Here is a 16,506-nt window from a genome sequence, read left to right on the forward strand (position 1 = left end):
AATCGTCCTCTGCGGGAGCGGTACCCGCCGCAGGCCCCATCGTAAGGATCATCGCCGCGCCGATTTAGGCATGGCTTGAATAGAAAGAAGAAGAAAGGCATGAAGCAAGAGAACATCCGCAACGTCGCCATTATCGCGCACGTTGACCACGGCAAGACCACCATCGTCGACCGCCTGTTGTACGCCAGCGGCGTGTTCCGCGAGAACCAGCAGGTTGACGAGCGCGTGCTGGACAGCAACGACCAGGAGCGCGAGCGCGGCATCACCATCCTGTCCAAGAACATCTCGGTCGTGTACAACGACGTGAAGATCAACGTCATCGACACGCCGGGCCACGCCGACTTCGGCGGCGAGGTGGAGCGCGTGCTGAACATGGCCGACGGCGCCCTGCTCATCGTGGACGCGTTCGAGGGCCCCATGCCGCAGACCCGTTTCGTGCTGCGCCACGCGCTTGAGCAGGGCCTGCGCATCATCCTGGTGGTGAACAAGATCGACCGTCCGGGCGCGCGCCCCAACGAAGTGGTGGACGAGGTGTTCGACCTCATGGTGGAGCTCGAAGCATCCGACGCGCAGCTGGACTTCCCCGTCGTCTACGCCAGTGCCATGAACGGCTACGCCCGTTTCGCGCCCGACGACGACAACATGGACATGATCCCGCTGCTGGAAACCATCCTCAAGGAGATCCCGGCTCCCGACTGCGAGCCGAACGGCCCGGTGGCGCTGCAGATCTGCACCGTCGACCATTCCAGCTTCGTCGGCCGCATCGGCGTGGGGCGCCTGTTCTCCGGCACCATCCATAAAGGCGAGCCCTCGCTGGTCATCAAGAACGACGGCACGCGCTACAACACCAACATCAAGCAGGTGTTCACGTTCGAGGCGCTGGGCAAGAAGGAGCAGCAGGAGGTGCACGCCGGCGACATCGTGGCCGTGGTGGGCGTGGAAGACGCTGACATCGGCGACATGGTGACCAGTCGCGAGAACCCCGTGCGCTTCGATCCCATCCAAGTGGAAGAGCCCACGATGGCCATCGTGTTCGAGGCATCGTCCAGCCCGCTCGTCGGCCGCGAGGGCGACATCGTGGGAGCGCGCCAGCTCAAGGAGCGCCTGATGCGCGAGAAGGAGAGCAACATCTCCATGCGCATCGAGGAGCTTGAGGACAAGTCGGGCGTCGAGGTTGCCGGCCGCGGCCTGCTGCACCTGTCGGTTCTCATGGAGACGATGCGCCGCGAAGGATTCGAGTTCCAGGTAGGTCGCCCGCGCGTGCTCATCAAGAAGGACGAGTCCGGCCGCAAGCTGGAACCCATCGAGGAGGCCACGGTGGACGTGCCCAGCGAGTACGCAGGCAAGGCCATCGAGGTGTTCGGCAGCGCCGGCGGCGAGATGTCCGACATGTACCAGCGCGGCGACCAGACGCACCTCGTGTTCAAGATTCCGTCGCGCGGCACGATGGGATTGCGCACCCGTCTGCTGAACGTCACGCGTGGCGAAGCCACGATGTTCCATCATTTCTCCGAGTACGGCCCGTATCGCGGCGAGATGAACGGGCGCAAGAACGGCTCGATGATCTCCATGTCCACCGAGAAGAGCGTCGCGTACGCTCTGGATGCGCTGCAGGAGCGCGGCCGCCTGTTCGTGGGTCCCGGCCAGGAATGCTACGAAGGCATGATCGTGGGCGAGTCGTCGAAGGAAGGCGACATGGTGGTCAACATCGCCAAGTCGAAGCAGTTGGGCAACCAGCGTTCGTCGGGCGCCGACAAGGCTATCTCGCTCACGCCGCCCATCACGTTCACGCTGGAAGAGGCGTTGGAGTACATCGAGGATGACGAGCTGGTGGAAGTCACCCCGCAGAACATCCGCCTACGCAAGCGGATGCTGTCGGCCACCGATCGCAAGAAGGCTGCCAAGAAATAATCTATCACTATGTAAGAATGCGCCCTGATCAGGGCGCATTCTTACAAGAGGGAAATAAGGCTTCAGCTCGCGCGAACAGGCGGGTATATCCCTAAACCTGGCGTGGGGACTGTGAATCGATAATGGGTATATTGTGCAACGCAAGAACCCGTTTTATCGCGTGTGCGAGAATACAGCGCAGTACTTATCTCATGGGCGATCCAGTAGGCGGTGCGATGGCGAAGCCCATGTTCGAGGGAAGGGTCATATGAAGAAAACGTACATCATGAAGACCGTGTGCGCGGTCGGTTTGACGGCGGCATGCGCATGGGGTCTGGCCGGATGCTCGAGCGATGACAACGCTTCGTCGGGCACCGGCGGTGTGGCGGGCACGGTCAACGGTGTGGAAATCGCCGAAGACACCATCACCAACTACATCCAGGGCGTGCGCGAGCAGCTGGGTGCTGACGATGAAGATTCGTGGGGCACATGGCTTTCTCAGAACGATTACACCCCTGCTTCCGTGCGTGAAGAAGTGTTCAATTCCTACGCCCAGCGTGAGTTGCTGAAGGAAGGCGTCGAGGAGAAGGGCATCACCGTCGAGAGCTCCGAGATTGACGAGCAGATCGACAAGGTGAAGGCGAACTACGACACCGACGAGAAGTGGCAGGCCGCGCTCGATCAGGCGGGAATGACCGAAGATAGCTATCGCGCTGAAATAGAGCAGAAGCTCAAGGAGAACAAGCTGTACGCATCGTTCGCCTCCGACGAAGATCCCAGCGACGCTGACATGCTGCAGTACGCCCAGATGTACGCGACCGCGTACGACGGTTCCAAGCGTTCCTCTCATATCCTGTTCAATTCCGATGATGAAGCAACTGCTCAGGAAGTGCTCGACAAGCTCAACTCCGGCGAGCTTGACTTCGTCGATGCGGTGAAGGAATACTCGCAGGATCCGGGTTCTGTCGAGCGCGATGGCGATGTGGGTTGGAACAACCCCAGCAACCTGGCGAAAGAGTACAAGGACGGCCTCGAGCCGCTTGAGAAAGGCCAGTTGAGCGGTCTCGTTACCACACAGTTCGGCATCCATATCATCAAGTGCACCGATGTGTACAAGGCTCCTGAAGAAGTGACGAGCCTCGATCAGATCCCGGAAGAGTGGATATCCGTCATCGCTTCGTCGCTGAAGTCCACGAAGCAGCAGGAAGCCTACAAGAAGTGGCTTGACGAAACCACCGAGGCTGCCGACATCAAGATCAACGACATGCCTCAGGGTCTTCCCTATGATGTCGATATGTCCAAGTATCCTGCGCCGAACGCCGATAGCGGCGCAACCGACGGAACTCAGGAAGGTTCGACGGACGGTGCCGAAGGCGGTGAGGCTGCCGACGGTGCTTCTGCCGACGGTACCGACGCTCCCGCTTCCGAGGATCAGGCCGCGACCGATGGCGCCGATTCCTCCGAGGGCAATGCCGATGCCGCCGCGGGCGACAACGCCTCCGAGCAGCCTGCGGAAGCCGCCTAAGCTTCGGGAAGGTTGGTTCATCTGAGTTCGACACGGCGGGCGTCCTTCGGGACCCCGCCGTTTCGTTTCTGGCGTGGCTGCGAGTTTGTTTGTTTGACGGCTCACCGGGTTGCTTGCCAGCCTCGGTTGCTTGTGGATCGCCCGTCCCGACCGGATGTTTCACGTGAAACATCCGCGGCCCCTTAGGAGAACCATGGATATCCAAACGCCTCCCTTCCTCGAACTGCACAACGCGGTCGTGCAGCGTGCGGGCGCGCCTATTCTGACGGTCGACTCGTTTCGACTGGAGGAAAGAGAGCATCTTGCGTTGCTGGGTCCGAACGGGTCGGGAAAGTCGACGTTTGTGATGCTGATCACGCGCGAGGTGGTCCCCTTGCACCGGGAAGTGCCGCCGGTTCGGTTTCGCGGCAGCGAGCGTGCGACCCTTGCGGACGTGAAGCGGAGCTTGGGCGTCGTCTCGTCGACGATGCAGGATCAGATTTCCGTACATCTGCCTACGGCGGACGTGGTGGCGGGAGGGTTGTACGGAACGCTGGGCGTCCCGGCGCGGGTCGACGCCCGGCACTTGCATGAAGCCCGTGAGCGAGCTCGTGAGGTTATGGAGCTGCTGGGTGTTGACGAGTTGGCGGCACGCGACATCATGACGCTGTCCACCGGCCAGGCGCGACGAGTGCTCATAGCTCGTGCGCTCGTGCACGACCCCGACGTTCTTGTGTTCGACGAGCCGTGCACCGGACTTGATCCCGAAGGTATGTATTACGTTCGGTCGAGTATGCGCACGCTTGCAAAAGCGGGAAAGGGAATCGTGCTGGTCACGCACTATCCCGAGGATATTATCCCCGAGATCAAGCGCGTCGTGCTATTGAAAAACGGTACGGTGTTCGCCGACGGGTCGAAAGGCCGGCTCTTGACGGATGGCGTGATGAGCGAGCTGTTCGACGTTCCTTTGCACGTGCAGCGCATGATCGCCGGACGTTCTACGGAGCCGGCCACGCAAACTTCTCATTCCGCTGCATCCCCCACGACGTCTCCGCGATCAGCCGTACCTCATAGCACGCTTCCGCGATCCGTTGTTGACGCTGCGTCGACATCTTCTATACCCTGCGCGTCGAGTGCGAAATCCGCCTCGCCCTGTGTGCAAGCAGACGAAAATTTCGATGATGCTCGTGAAGAGGAATATTTCTCGCTTGTGAGTGCGTATTAGCTGTTGTATACTACGTAGCTGCTGCATGACCGCGCAACGCGCGAGCATGCTCGACCAATAAGCGGAGAGATGACCGAGCTGGCCGAAGGTGCACGATTGGAAATCGTGTGTGCTCCAAAAGAGTACCTAGGGTTCGAATCCCTATCTCTCCGCCAGATTACTCCCGCGCCCCCGAGGCGCGTTTCATACGGGGTTTTGCCCCGATCATACGCGGAAGGGTGGCAGAGCGGCTGAATGCGGCGGTCTCGAAAACCGTTTCACCGGCGACCCCGGTGACCAGGGTTCAAATCCCTGCCCTTCCGCCAGTAAACAGCAAACCCTCCCGGCTCCGCCGGGAGGGTTTTTTCTTAAGCGTCTGCCTGCAGATGTTTCACGTGAAACGGTTCCGCACAAGCCGTCGGCTCGGCGCGCGATCCCGCCGCCTTCCAACTCCAAGTGGCACAGGATGCCATTTTGCAGGTTAGAAGGTCTTTCCCCATGAACGCCAAAAACGATCAAGCCGCTCGTGCAGATAGTCGTAGTCGACGCCAAGATGGGACAACATTTTCGAATGGCTTATATGCATGTTCTCGTATGCTCCGTTCAACACGATTCTCATCGCGAATTGCTGATGGTTGATGCCCAGCGAACTCAGCTTTATCCCCGAATCGTCCGGGTTGAAGATCGCACCGCCGAGCGAGCTTCCCTCGCTGTTGAGGGTGAACTCGATCACATGGCTGAACTCGTGGAAGAACACGGGGGCGAGCGTTTGATTCCCGACTATTTCTTCGAGTTTGACGAGGTACGCCCACGCCCTCACAAGCTTCCTCTTCGTGATGTAGTCGGCATGGGAGAAGTGCCTGAACCCCTTCCTTCTCCATGAGGTGACGAATCCGTACAGCGGATCGAATCGAAACGGGTTGTTGCGAACGGGCACGACGTCCCGCTGGAAACCGTCTTTCTTGTTCAGCATTCCTAGATTTAAGCGTATCGCCATGCAGCGCCTGTGGTCGAAGCCCTCTTGAAGTTCGCCAGGCTTCGGGATGCGTATTTCGTTCATGTCGATGAACTGGGCGCTGCTCCCGCCGTCGTTCGTGTTGGAGAGGAATATCACCAGGTCGATGTTGAGAGGTGTTTTGGTTTTGTGATCGCGCCCCCAAATCTCCAGGTCGTTGAAGATACCGTGCATGACCTCCTCTTGGTCGAGAGAGGTGGTTTTCTGGTCGTACGTCAGGAAGTAGCCCTCGAACGCGGGAACTTTATTGAGGGCGGTTCCATCGGGAAGCTTTCGAAGCGATTCTTCGGTGAGCTGCGAGATCGAGATCATGTCGAAGCAAGACGAAAGGGTGTAGAGATACGGATCGGGCGCCGGGTGCTCTCCCTTCGCCGGAATCGGGCGATCGTTGACGAACCGGGCGGGCTCCACGCCTTCGGGAAGGAAGTTCGTCAAAACGAGGTAGTTGATGGTTCTCTCTTTCATGTATTCGGGGATGAGCGGCTTCGTGTGCTTGCATCGGACGTTGATCCGTTCGGATTTCTTCGACATCAGCAACAACGTGGCTTCATCCCCCGCGAACGGATGATACTCGGCTTCGGGGGCGGAGAGGTATGAGCCCCAGGATTCCGTGTCGGTCATCTGGTCGAGGGAAAACGTGGGTTCGATGGTTTTGAAGAGGTCGAAAAAGCTGAGGGGCTTCGAACTTCCGTCGTCCGCGCACAGAAGTTCGCTCTCGCCCGAGTCGTCAGCCTCTTCCGGCAAGGCGGAGAGATCCGTATCCAGGGTGCCGGCGCAGTCGAAATGGAACTGCTGGTTCCATCCGTTGTTCCTCGGGTAGGCGATAAGGGGGCTTCCATCCGCCAGCTGGAAGTTGCACAGATCGACAACCAGCCCGTTTCTCTTAGACACGAGATAATACGATCCGTGGCCGGTTGGCTCGAAACGCCAAAGCTGGTGGGTAGCCCCTTCTTCGTATGCGCCTAGCACGATGCGGGCGTATGCGTCGTCCGATGCGTGCTCGATCTGCAAAACTCCCGACGACCGCTCGTCGATGATCAGATAGCTGTCGTCGTCGAAAGAAACCAGGATAAACGTGGAGCTTTCTTCCGTCATCGTAGTCAGCACCAGCGGGGTGTCGGACTCGGTTTTGCCGTCCAGCAAGCTGGCGCTCTTCCTGTCTCTTTCGGATCCCTCCGCGTTGACGTGCATCGTGTAGCGGATGGGATAGACGATGCATTCGGACGGCAGTGCCAGAGCCATGCGGTCGCTGGCTTGTTCGGGTTCGGCAGTGGAATCCCTACGGCTGTCGGGGTTCCATCCCGGCTCGTCGCAGTCCATCCAGCGGGGTCTGAATCCTGAGGACATGGCGATCACTCCTTTTGTCGAGATCTTATTGAGCCGTTCCTTAATTTGATGATATCACCGCACATAATTAAGCGGGAGGAAACGAGTATATGGCGATGAAAAGGCTTTCAATGGTTGTTGCCGGCGGGCGTATCACTTCTCTGCGTCTGCGTGCGGCAGCAGCGCCGGGTTGTAGCTTCCCTCCGGCAGTTTCGTGCGCAGCGCGCCGTCAAGATCAGCCCATCTTGCTGAAATCCCGCAAAGGATCTCTCTGTGCTCCAAGCGAAACACGGCGAACCGCTTGCGCGCCAGCGAGATCGTTGGCAGGTGACTTCCGATACTGTCGGCCATGCTCAGATTTTTTAAAGTATTATAGAAAAAATCATATATAGGCGAGAGGAGGCTTCGTATGTCGTTCCTCACTTGACCGTCCAGCATCCGTGCATAGCTTTTCCAATCACACCCCTCTTTTCAGGAAAGCGAAGATCATGGCCTATCAAAACAAACTTCTGTTTCGCGACGATACGAACGACGACGGCTCCACTCCCTCGCATGGCGGCACGTATCAATCGCCCGATATCATCTCCCACGACCAAATTGCCGACCCGCAAACCGAGCTTTCCGGCTCGTATGCGCGCGACGTGAACCAGCAGGTGTCCAGCGGAAGCAAGACCAATTTCGTGTACACGCGCGTGAAGAGCCTCGACTCGTCGCCGCAGGAGGGCTACCTCCGCCTGTACCGAGCCGGCGTCAGCTTGTTCATGACGCCTAGCGTGTGGCGCGGAAACGCTATGAAAACCCCTGCTGGCGATCCATTCGTCAAGGTCAGCGCAACCAGTAAAGGCGACGTCGCCGTCGGCGTCACCCCTTTCGTCCTCGATGCTACGGCAAGCAACCGGTTCTGCCTGGTCGGGATAGCCAACACCGATCGCACGGAAACCGTGCCCGAAGATTTCCGCACGTACGACGAATTCGTCGTATGGGTTCACCAGAATCCGGGCGTGTGTGTCCGCAACCTCAACGTTATCGGCACGACGAAAACCAACTATGAGCAGCTCGACGGCTTGAAGAATCCGGAAGATACACCGCGGCATGCCGCATTCTACCTCACTGCGACTAACGTGCCCGTAGGAACGACGATCGGTATGCAGTGTGAACCAGCGAAGCTCGAAGCCAGCGTGGTGACCTCATCTGAAACCGAGACGCTTTCGGCGGCCGTGCCTGCCGTGCCGCCGCATTTCGATGGGTTCGTGCGTGTGTGGGCTGTGCTGCCTCCGTCGGAGCCCTCATGGCCGGACGATGCTCGACTTGATTTGGACTACGGCGTGGAGATGGCTCCATCCATGCAGAGCCACCAATGGGGCGTCCATCCGCGCGAGGTGCTGTGCGCTGCCGACGCAAGCCTGTTCAACTCGGCGTTTCGCCTGGTGATGGTTGGATCCTGCGGCACTATCTTCAAGTCGGCGTAAGGGGGTCGCATGGAGTACGCAGAGCAGTACATCGCGCTCTGCCTTGGCGGCGCGGGCAGTGCTTCTGCCCCGGCGCCGGGTATCGTGTTGGACGGAACCGCGCCCTTCACGCTCGATATGATGGTGCGAGGCATTCCGGTGGAAAGCGCCGCATCGGTGCTGCACCAGGAAGGGGCGCTCGACGTCAGGCTGACGGCGAAGGGGTTTTCCTTCTGGCGCGAGGGGTTTGGCATCTTTTCCACTTCAAGCGACGGCGAAACGTTTCAACAGGGCGAGTGGAACCACCTGTGCATCGCCTACGAGCCGGGAACGGTGCGCCTGTTCGTCAACGGCGCGCTCGATTGCGTTGTGCAGAAGCCGTGCAAGGGAAGCGCGTGCCCGAAGCCGTTCGTCGTGGGAGCGGGCGTCAAGGGAGGGGTTCGTCAACTGCGGTTGTTCGACCGCGCGTTCGGCGGGATGGAAGTGCAGGATCTGCTGCTGATGGACTTTGCCGATATCCGGGCGTCCTCCTACGCGGGCTCGCTGGCGGCGTTCTACGACTTCGGATGCAAGGCTCCTGTCGAGCGCGTGTCCGGCTCGACTATCGCGCTGCAGGGCGATGCGAAGATGCGCGCTCTGTTCCCTTCCGTTCAGCTGCGGGGCAGCGCGTACCTGGCCATCTCCAACGAACCGGGGATTAACCCTGCGGGGCGGCGCAACGACGCCTATTCCATCCAGGCTTGGATCAGGCTCGAACCGTTCGACGGCCAAGACGCGTATACCGTGTTCGCGAACGGCGACTTGTCGGAGGAGGCGGGCATGTCGCTGTACGTGGCGCGCGACGAAGCGAGCTGGCGCCTATGCGCGCTGCGGGGCGACGAGGAGCCCATGATTTCGAAGGGGCTCGTGCAACCGCAGCTTTGGACGAACGTGTGCCTGACGTATGACGGCCTCCAAACCCAATCGTTGTACGTGGACGGCGTACTGGACAGCCAGATTTCCACATGCCTGCCCATTTCAGACGTGCTCGAGGAGCCGAAACTTCGCATCGGCGCCGACCTCTCGAACGGAAGCGACAACGGCAAAGACTGTTTCTCGGGCGCCATCTCGCGCGTGGACGTATGGAACCGCGCGCTCACGGCCGAGGAGGTGAAAAGCTACGCCGCCGAAGAGCCTTCGTTCGACGCGGAAGGGCTGCAGGCATCCTACGATTTGAGCTTCGCCGACATCAACAACGCCGTGTCCAGCGATCCCATAGGATTGCGCAACGGCGTAGTGGTCGACGACGTCAGACAGGAGGCAGGTACGACTCCGATGCCGACTGCATGTCCGCCGAAGCCCGATCCGTTGAGCGACGAGGAGCTGCGGCGTTGCCGAGCCGCGTGCCTGAAGGGGAACGACTCCTCTCCTCTACGCGTGAGCCGCTTGGAAAAGGATGGGTATGTGTGCTTCGTCGGCCACTACCACGACGGTTCGCAGACCATCGCGTGCGCAAAGGAAGGCTACGACGAATGGACGCTGTGGTATATCGAACTCGTTCTGCTGCTGGTGGGCGGCGTGCTCACCGTGCTGGCAGGCGTGAGGATTGCCGGAGGCAATAAGATCACCAACTTCATCGTAACGAAGATCATGCCAAACCCGGCGTTTCGCTCGCTGTTCTCGGGGCCGGTGTCCTTCAAAACAATCATCACGTTCTTCTACCTTTTGAAGGCGAACGGGTTGCTGACACCGCTTTTGAAGGCCGCAATGAGCGGGCTGCGCTGGTTCAAAGTGGCCTGGTCGATTGCCGTGATGACAACTATGGCTGTAGCTATTTGCACGGGCATGGGTCTGATCTATTACGCCGCAGCGTTTGCCGACCTGGCCGTCAGCCTGATCGTTCACCTGGCCGACATGCCCGCTTCGGGCACGTTGTTGCCGTGCGGAGTGAGCGCGTTGTTCTTCGATCACCATGCGGTGACGAGCACTGTTCCGCTGCCTACGGGCGAAGCCGACGCCATCGCGCTGGCTTGGAACGGGACCCAGCTCGTGTCCAAGCCCGAGTGGGATAGCAGCAAAAGCGACCCGTGCGCCTACTGCATCGAGGCGGTCAAGGGAAAGAAGATCACGATCAAGGCGAACCTCACGTGCTCCGACCCTTCATTGGCTTCCGTGAAAGTGCGTGCCGTCGACAAGAGCCGATCGACGTTGCTCGGCGATTCCGACGAGATCGCGGTGACGTTCAGATACGGGCGGGCCTCGGGCGCGACTTTGGCGTTTCCTCGTCACGCGCTGGCAAACAAGGGCGTGGGCAAGCACGAGCTGCAGCTGGAGTGGCAGTGCTACTATCAGGGCGGATGGAAGAAGATGTCCACTACGAAGCATGTAATGTATACGTTGCTGTCGTACCCGAACGAGCCGTGGCTCAGCCGCAACGGATCCTCCCAGTATCCGTGGGTTTCGCTGCTCGAAAAGGCCTGCTCTTGGGCGTCGGGGAAGAAGACGCCCGCCGAAGCGGCGGGCACGATCGAGCGAAAGGTGAACGAAGGGCTGGGCCTCGAATACGATACGTCGGGATGGGGGCGATCCTACTACTGCACGAACACGGGCTACTTCCTGTTGGGCAATTTCTTGAGGCAAACCTCTTCTCTGGTCAACTGCACGGACTGCGCGATCATCGTGACCACGTTCGCCAACGCGTTGGGCTGCGACTTGCACGAAGCGCGCATGGAGGATCCTTCGCCGAGCAACAAGCAGCAATTCACGTTCTTGAAGGTGAAATCGATCGGCAAGAAGGTCTGGCAAGATGGCAGGTTCACCTATCATGAAGTGGCCGTATCCAGGAAAGCGGCGACGACGAACAATCAAGACCGTGCGGTGTACGACGCATGTTGCACGCTCAACGGGTCTGATACGCCCTCTTCGGCGAGCAAGCGAGATCCTGTGCTGTCGAACGGCATGAACTTCTCCGACTTCGACGATACCGAGCCTATCCCGCGTACGATCACGGCGCGATCCTCCTATCGGGAGCATTTTGCAACGAACGACGCGGCGGGTGTTGGAAGGTGTGCCTACGTTTGGTCGAGTGAGACCCGTCGTCCGGCTATGCCGTAAGGAAGGATGGATCATGGACGTAAACGCTCTTTCCCAGCTGTACGGATCTGATCGCTGGCCGCGCCGCGCGGAGCTCGACGGCCGCTGCGAGCGGTTCGTCATACCGGATGCCTTGTTTGATGGAGCGGGGTTTCGCCTCGTATGGCGCGACGCGTTGCCCGGCGCGCGCCATTCGTACCGCAGCTTCTACCATCGCGACGACGACTGCCGCCTGATGGTTGATGTCTTCGCTGCTTCCTCGTTCGACGACGCGAAGCGGGAGCTGCTGGCCGGTTTCCACAATTGCACCTCTCTGGTGCCGCCCTCGGTTGTGCCCCAGCTCGGCGACGTCTCCTATGGGAATCGAGCCGCCCAGCAGTTCGTGCGCGGAAATCTGTTGGTTAGCGTGGCGAATGCAGGCACCGTGGAGGTCGACGTCCGACCGTTCGCCGTCGCCCTCGACGAGAAGGTGTCGGATTGTTTGCATTGATACTTATTCATGAATAATATAATTAAGTGTATTTACCTCGAAAGATAATTATTCAATGAATATTTTTGGATAATCTTTTTATGCTGTGCGTGAGGTTCTATAGTTGCCCCGTAAGAGACGAATACGAAGAGAGAAGGACCCTCCATGAACCAGGCATCCCAGACCCTCGCGCAGCTCAAGAAGGCCAGCAAGCTCGTCCGCCTCGCCTTTCACAAGAACGGCCCGAAAAGCTACAAGCGCGGCCAGGGCGCGCTGCTGAACGCCCTCGTCGACAACGACGGCACCACTCAGCGCGAGCTGGTGAAGATTCTCGGTCTCAACCGCAGCGAGCTCAAGGATATCGTGAAGAAGGCCGAGCGCAACGGCTACGTCACCATCGAGGACGCCGAAGGCGAGCGTACCTACGCCGTGAAGCTCACCGACGAGGGTCGCGAGGTCGCTCAAAAGCGCGTCGCCGCGAACGACAAGACGGCTGACGACATCATCGGATGCCTGTCCGAGGAGGAGATCGCCCAGCTGAACGCCATCACCGAGAAGCTCATCCTCTCGATGAAGGACAAGGGCATCAACGGCAAGAAGAAGGGTCGCAAAGCCCACGAGTGCTGCTGCCGCTAAATATCGCAGACGGGTTTAACCGCCGCGCATATGCGCCATCGTCCGAGCCCCCGGCTTCTCCCGAAGCCGGGGGCTCGTCCATGCAAGCCGCCCCAGCCTGCGAAGTCCACGCCTTCCGCAGCGCCCGCGCGGTTCTGACGGTCGGTAGCCGTCGCGCCGACATCGGCGCGGCTCAGCTCAGAGCCCGGCGGGGAGCGGTCGTGTCGGTTGCGGTTCAACGGCGGATCCCATCCCCCTGCGTTCCGTTCCGTCCGATGTTTCACGTGAAACATTTGTGCTGGCGAGCCGAACGCTAAGGTCGAGAAGGTTTGGCACGGGTAGCAGCAATCGAAAGTCGCGTCAGCAGCAAATAGGGCGGCCCGTGCAAGTTTTTCGACTTCGTGGCATAAGCCATCATTCACGACCAGGGGTTTTGTTCTCGACGCTTCGCAACGCCCAGTCGCTCCTTCCCGATGCCGACGTAAAACGCCTGGTGAGAAAACCGGTGCTTGCAAACGGTTTGCCACGAAGTCGAAAAACTTGCAGAACCAGCCCGAAAACCAGCGCTGGCGAAACGTTTGCAGCCGCGTGACGCTCGATCTCGGCGCCGACGAAGTTGAGCAGACGCGCCTCTTGCATCCCGCGTGCGCATCGTGCTTGCATGTTCGCGCGGCCAAATTCTGCAGATACGCCGAAATAGCTTGGGGCGCGAGGCGAAGCTGCGGCTGCAAGCTCTACACTGGTTGGCAACGAAGTACCTCTTTTGAAAGGACAAGGCTATGGCCGATCGCGAAGTTGAGAGCTCTGACGTGGAAGTTCCCGAGATCCCCGAGATTCTGGAGAAAGTGCTCCTGTTCTCGCTCGATGAAGCCAAGGAAAAGATGACGCAGGGTTCCGACGTTGTGCCGTTCACGGCACTGGTGGTGAAGGAGAACCTGTTCATCGAGAACCATCCTGCCGACTCGGCTGAGGAATGCTTCAACCTGGCTCGTCATACGGTGGAGCATGCTCGCGGTGCCGCGGCGTACGCGCTGTGCTACGACGGCTACATCGAAATCGACGACGGCGTGAAGGACGCGCTCATCGCCGAGGGCGGCGTACCGGGCGAAGATACCGGCTACGCGGTGAGCTACCTCTACGAAATGGACGAAGAGGGCAACGTGACGTTCGAGGAAGAGCCTGCCTATGTGGGCGAGGCGCCGAACTTCATGATCGCGCTGAACGACGCCGATTCGTACTCCGAAGAGGATATCGACGAGAAGTACCTCGAAGAGGATGCGGTGGACGACGAGGAGTAGCTTCGCCCATCCGAACGAATGTTTCACGTGAAACATTCGCACAAACGCAAGTTTCTCCGAATCGGCCGCATCCTGCAAAGGTGCGGCCGATTCGCATGTGCGGCTTCTTCGGCCGTCAGGGGCGCCGCCTCAGCTGGCGGGCGCGCCGCTCACCTGTCGGGGACGCCGCCTCAGCTGGCGGGCGCGCCGCTCACTTGGTGGAGGCGCTGCCTCACCTGGCGGGGGCGCTACCTCACCTGGCGGGGATGCTACCTCACCTGGCGGGGATGCCGCCTCGGCTGGCGGGGGCGCTGTCTCGGGTGTCGGGAGACCGCCGGCGTTTCGCGTCCGCGAAGCGCCAAATGGTTTCCACTGCGGCGAAAGCGCCGCCCGCTGCAGCTGCACGCGCAGCTGCAGCGGGGTTTTCCACAACCCGCGACCATCCCATCGTCGCTTGTGTCGCAAGCTCCCCACCTGCGTCGTTGGTCTTCACCGCGCTGATTCAGCTCGCCGACTCTCCCGCAGCGTTGGATTCGCGCTGGAAAAGATGGCAAACGGCGGGTAATCCGCGTTGGAAAACGTGGCAAGAAACGTGGAATCCGCGTGAGATCGGTGTGAGAAACGGGCAAGGTTGAGGAAGCTGCGCGCTGGATCTGCGCCATATAAACGTGAGATGAGCTTGGTATCATGTATGCAAGATGTTCGGCACGTTGCTGGAACATGGTAAGTATGGCGAAACCATGCTGAAACGATGATCGGGAAGATTGTGTTGGTCGTTTCGGCCCCTGTTTGCTAGAATAGTCGGGCTAATCCTGCCCCGGCAATCTTGCCTTCTCAGCACCGGGGCCGTAAAGACCAAAGGAGGTGAGCTGATGAAGGCTTATGAATTGCTGTTTTTTGTCGCTCCGTCTATCGACGAGGAAACCCGCGCAGCCGTTATGAAGCGTATCGACACCACGATCGCTGAGGGCAAAGGCACGGTTGACAACGTCGACAACTGGGGCAAGCGTAAACTCGCTTACGAGATCAACGGATTGACCGATGGTGACTACACTCTCATCGATTTCCACGCCGATCCCGCTGACGTTGCCGAACTCGATCGTGTTCTGCGCATCACCGACGCTGTGGAGCGCCACATGATCGTCAAGCGCACGGACCGCGACTAGGAGACGAGCGGGGACCTGGGCACCGCCCAGCGTCCGGCATGAGAAGAGGTAGACACACATGAGCATCAACCGAGTTATCATCAGCGGAAACCTTACTCGCGATCCCGAGCTTCGCTCCACCGCGAGCGGGCTTCCCGTACTGGGCTTCGGCGTGGCGGTCAACGACCGCCGCAAGAACCAGCAGACGGGCGAGTGGGAGGATTATCCGAACTTCATCGACTGCACGATGTTCGGCGCGCGCGCCGAAAGCCTCTCGCGCTACCTCGGCAAGGGCACCAAAGTGGCCATCGAGGGCAAGCTCCGCTGGAGCCAGTGGGAGCGCGAAGGCCAGAAGCGCAGCAAGATCGAAGTGATCGTCGACGAGCTTGAATTCATGTCGAGCCGTAACAGCGATTCGTCGTCGTACGGTGGCGGTATGGGCGGCGGTTATTCCGCTCCCGCAGCAGCCCCCGTGGTTGCCGCGCCGGTGGTTGATGCCTCTTCTTCGGTTTATGACGAAGATATCCCGTTTTAAGCGAAACGAAAGAGGTTAGAAATGTCCGATTACGCGAAGCAGCCGCGTCGCAAGTTCTGCCAGTTCTGCAAAGAGGACACGCAGTACATCGACTACAAAGACACGCAAATGCTGCGCAAGTACGTTACCGATCGCGGAAAGATCAAGCCGCGCCGCGTGACGGGTGCCTGCACCCAGCATCAGCGCGACATCGCGAACGCCGTGAAGCGCGCCCGCGAGATGGCTTTGATGCCCTACGCGGTGCCCGCCATCAGCGGTCGCGGCGACCGTCGCAGCCGCTAGGCGCAAGGAGGAACCATGAAAGTCATCCTGCTCCAAGAATTGAAGGGCAAGGGCGGTGAAGGCGACGTCGTGGACGTGGCCCCCGGTTTTGCCAACAACTACCTGCTCCCGCAGAAGGTTGCCATCCTCGCTACGAAGGGCAACCTGAAGCAGCTCGAGCAGCGCAAGCACAACATCGCCAAGCGTGAAGAGAACCGTCTTGCCGACGCCGGCAAGATCAAGGAAACGCTCGACGGCGCGCTGGTCAAGGTCGAGGCCAAGGTGGGCGAAGAGGGTCAGCTGTTCGGTTCCGTTACCGCTCAGATGATCGCCGACGCCATCAAGGCCGCCACCGACGTGGACGTCGACCGTCGTCGCATCGAGCTGGGTCACGCCATCAAGACGGCCGGCCAGCACGAGGTGACCATCTCGCTGTACCGCGACATCAAGACGACGGTGAAGCTGTTCGTCGGCGGCGCGGGCGACGAGGTCGCTCCTGCCGAGGCTGAGGCCGAGGTCGTCGAGGAGACGATCGAGGAAGTCGCCGAGGCTCCCGCCGAGGCCGCTGAATAGCAGCTCGGGAGGTATCCGAAGTATTTCGCGGCAGCGGCCGAACGGTCGCAGCCGTAGCGAGACCCCCTTCGCCCTTTACGGCGCGCGAAGGGGGTCTCTTCGTTTCGCAAGGACGGCACTGTTCTTTCCGGGATGTTTCATGTGAAACATCCCTCCGTGCGGCGGCGAACCG

General features: G+C 59.9%; 15 protein-coding genes and 2 tRNA genes. 14 read left to right on the top strand and 3 right to left on the bottom strand.

The window, feature by feature from the left end:
• The first annotated feature begins 99 nt into the window (after positions 1–99).
• From typA to ELEN_RS00090, 5 genes are all read left to right on the top strand, one after another.
• Positions 100–1,911 carry a translational GTPase TypA gene (gene typA, locus ELEN_RS00070; protein ID WP_009305596.1) on the top strand — a complete coding sequence of 604 codons (1,812 nt, stop codon included), beginning with the start codon at positions 100–102 and terminating at the stop codon, positions 1,909–1,911.
• Between the two features lie 247 nt (positions 1,912–2,158).
• The gene (locus ELEN_RS00075) at positions 2,159–3,415 is read left to right on the top strand and encodes a peptidylprolyl isomerase (protein WP_012809454.1); all 1,257 of its coding nucleotides are present in this window, start codon (positions 2,159–2,161) and stop codon (positions 3,413–3,415) included.
• A 193-nt stretch (positions 3,416–3,608) separates the two neighbouring features.
• A complete protein-coding gene (locus ELEN_RS00080) occupies positions 3,609–4,619 on the top strand; it encodes an ABC transporter ATP-binding protein (RefSeq protein ID WP_012809455.1) in 1,011 nt (336 codons plus the stop codon).
• A gap of 63 nt (positions 4,620–4,682) precedes the next feature.
• Positions 4,683–4,774 (top strand) — tRNA-Ser (locus tag ELEN_RS00085).
• Between the two features lie 57 nt (positions 4,775–4,831).
• Positions 4,832–4,924, top strand: a tRNA-Ser gene (locus ELEN_RS00090).
• 155 nt (positions 4,925–5,079) lie between these two features.
• Here ELEN_RS00090 and ELEN_RS00095 read toward each other — a convergent pair.
• Together ELEN_RS00095 and ELEN_RS00100 are read right to left on the bottom strand one after the other, a co-directional pair.
• Positions 5,080–6,960 (bottom strand): RICIN domain-containing protein, encoded by a 1,881-nt coding sequence (locus ELEN_RS00095; RefSeq protein WP_012809456.1) that lies wholly within the window; start codon positions 6,958–6,960, stop codon positions 5,080–5,082.
• A 132-nt stretch (positions 6,961–7,092) separates the two neighbouring features.
• Complete coding sequence (locus tag ELEN_RS00100; protein ID WP_143924724.1) at positions 7,093–7,290, bottom strand: hypothetical protein; 198 nt, start codon at positions 7,288–7,290, stop codon at positions 7,093–7,095.
• Positions 7,291–7,427: 137 nt separating this feature from the next.
• Here ELEN_RS00100 and ELEN_RS00105 point away from each other — a divergent pair, with 137 nt between their 5' ends.
• The 4 genes from ELEN_RS00105 (at position 7,428) to ELEN_RS00120 (ending at position 12,564) form a co-directional block, all read left to right on the top strand.
• The gene (locus tag ELEN_RS00105; protein WP_012809457.1) at positions 7,428–8,408 is read left to right on the top strand and encodes a hypothetical protein; all 981 of its coding nucleotides are present in this window, start codon (positions 7,428–7,430) and stop codon (positions 8,406–8,408) included.
• 9 nt (positions 8,409–8,417) lie between these two features.
• Positions 8,418–11,480: a LamG domain-containing protein gene (locus tag ELEN_RS00110; RefSeq protein ID WP_012809458.1), complete on the top strand. Its 3,063-nt coding sequence runs from the start codon at positions 8,418–8,420 to the stop codon at positions 11,478–11,480.
• A 13-nt stretch (positions 11,481–11,493) separates the two neighbouring features.
• Positions 11,494–11,949: a hypothetical protein gene (locus tag ELEN_RS00115; RefSeq protein WP_012809459.1), complete on the top strand. Its 456-nt coding sequence runs from the start codon at positions 11,494–11,496 to the stop codon at positions 11,947–11,949.
• Positions 11,950–12,093: 144 nt separating this feature from the next.
• Positions 12,094–12,564: a MarR family winged helix-turn-helix transcriptional regulator gene (locus ELEN_RS00120; protein WP_009305599.1), complete on the top strand. Its 471-nt coding sequence runs from the start codon at positions 12,094–12,096 to the stop codon at positions 12,562–12,564.
• Positions 12,565–12,957: 393 nt separating this feature from the next.
• Here ELEN_RS00120 and ELEN_RS16070 read toward each other — a convergent pair whose 3' ends face one another.
• Complete coding sequence (locus ELEN_RS16070) at positions 12,958–13,293, bottom strand: hypothetical protein (protein WP_143924725.1); 336 nt, start codon at positions 13,291–13,293, stop codon at positions 12,958–12,960.
• A gap of 29 nt (positions 13,294–13,322) precedes the next feature.
• On the opposite strand from ELEN_RS16070, the gene ELEN_RS00125 reads away from it, so the two are divergent.
• The 5 genes from ELEN_RS00125 (at position 13,323) to rplI (ending at position 16,334) form a co-directional block, all read left to right on the top strand.
• Positions 13,323–13,841: a hypothetical protein gene (locus ELEN_RS00125; RefSeq protein ID WP_012809460.1), complete on the top strand. Its 519-nt coding sequence runs from the start codon at positions 13,323–13,325 to the stop codon at positions 13,839–13,841.
• 851 nt (positions 13,842–14,692) lie between these two features.
• A complete protein-coding gene (gene rpsF / locus ELEN_RS00130; protein WP_009305601.1) occupies positions 14,693–14,986 on the top strand; it encodes a 30S ribosomal protein S6 in 294 nt (97 codons plus the stop codon).
• A gap of 58 nt (positions 14,987–15,044) precedes the next feature.
• Entirely contained in the window at positions 15,045–15,500 is a 456-nt protein-coding gene (locus tag ELEN_RS00135; protein WP_009305602.1) for a single-stranded DNA-binding protein, read from the top strand.
• Between the two features lie 21 nt (positions 15,501–15,521).
• The gene (rpsR, locus tag ELEN_RS00140) at positions 15,522–15,782 is read left to right on the top strand and encodes a 30S ribosomal protein S18 (RefSeq protein ID WP_009305603.1); all 261 of its coding nucleotides are present in this window, start codon (positions 15,522–15,524) and stop codon (positions 15,780–15,782) included.
• 15 nt (positions 15,783–15,797) lie between these two features.
• Positions 15,798–16,334 (top strand): 50S ribosomal protein L9, encoded by a 537-nt coding sequence (gene rplI, locus ELEN_RS00145; protein ID WP_012809461.1) that lies wholly within the window; start codon positions 15,798–15,800, stop codon positions 16,332–16,334.
• Positions 16,335–16,506: the final 172 nt, after the last annotated feature.

The organism is Eggerthella lenta DSM 2243, assembly GCF_000024265.1.
Lineage (GTDB): Bacteria > Actinomycetota > Coriobacteriia > Coriobacteriales > Eggerthellaceae > Eggerthella > Eggerthella lenta.

Coding starts and splice junctions, on each gene's coding strand:
- typA (WP_009305596.1), top strand. CDS start 100: ATGAAGCAAGAGAACATCCGCAACGTCGCCATTATCGCGCACGTTGAC.
- rpsF (WP_009305601.1), top strand. CDS start 14,693: ATGAAGGCTTATGAATTGCTGTTTTTTGTCGCTCCGTCTATCGACGAG.
- ELEN_RS00095 (WP_012809456.1), bottom strand. CDS start 6,960: ATGTCCTCAGGATTCAGACCCCGCTGGATGGACTGCGACGAGCCGGGA.
- ELEN_RS00080 (WP_012809455.1), top strand. CDS start 3,609: ATGGATATCCAAACGCCTCCCTTCCTCGAACTGCACAACGCGGTCGTG.
- rpsR (WP_009305603.1), top strand. CDS start 15,522: ATGTCCGATTACGCGAAGCAGCCGCGTCGCAAGTTCTGCCAGTTCTGC.
- ELEN_RS00135 (WP_009305602.1), top strand. CDS start 15,045: ATGAGCATCAACCGAGTTATCATCAGCGGAAACCTTACTCGCGATCCC.
- ELEN_RS00115 (WP_012809459.1), top strand. CDS start 11,494: ATGGACGTAAACGCTCTTTCCCAGCTGTACGGATCTGATCGCTGGCCG.
- ELEN_RS00110 (WP_012809458.1), top strand. CDS start 8,418: ATGGAGTACGCAGAGCAGTACATCGCGCTCTGCCTTGGCGGCGCGGGC.
- ELEN_RS00105 (WP_012809457.1), top strand. CDS start 7,428: ATGGCCTATCAAAACAAACTTCTGTTTCGCGACGATACGAACGACGAC.
- rplI (WP_012809461.1), top strand. CDS start 15,798: ATGAAAGTCATCCTGCTCCAAGAATTGAAGGGCAAGGGCGGTGAAGGC.
- ELEN_RS00075 (WP_012809454.1), top strand. CDS start 2,159: ATGAAGAAAACGTACATCATGAAGACCGTGTGCGCGGTCGGTTTGACG.
- ELEN_RS00120 (WP_009305599.1), top strand. CDS start 12,094: ATGAACCAGGCATCCCAGACCCTCGCGCAGCTCAAGAAGGCCAGCAAG.
- ELEN_RS00125 (WP_012809460.1), top strand. CDS start 13,323: ATGGCCGATCGCGAAGTTGAGAGCTCTGACGTGGAAGTTCCCGAGATC.
- ELEN_RS00100 (WP_143924724.1), bottom strand. CDS start 7,290: ATGGCCGACAGTATCGGAAGTCACCTGCCAACGATCTCGCTGGCGCGC.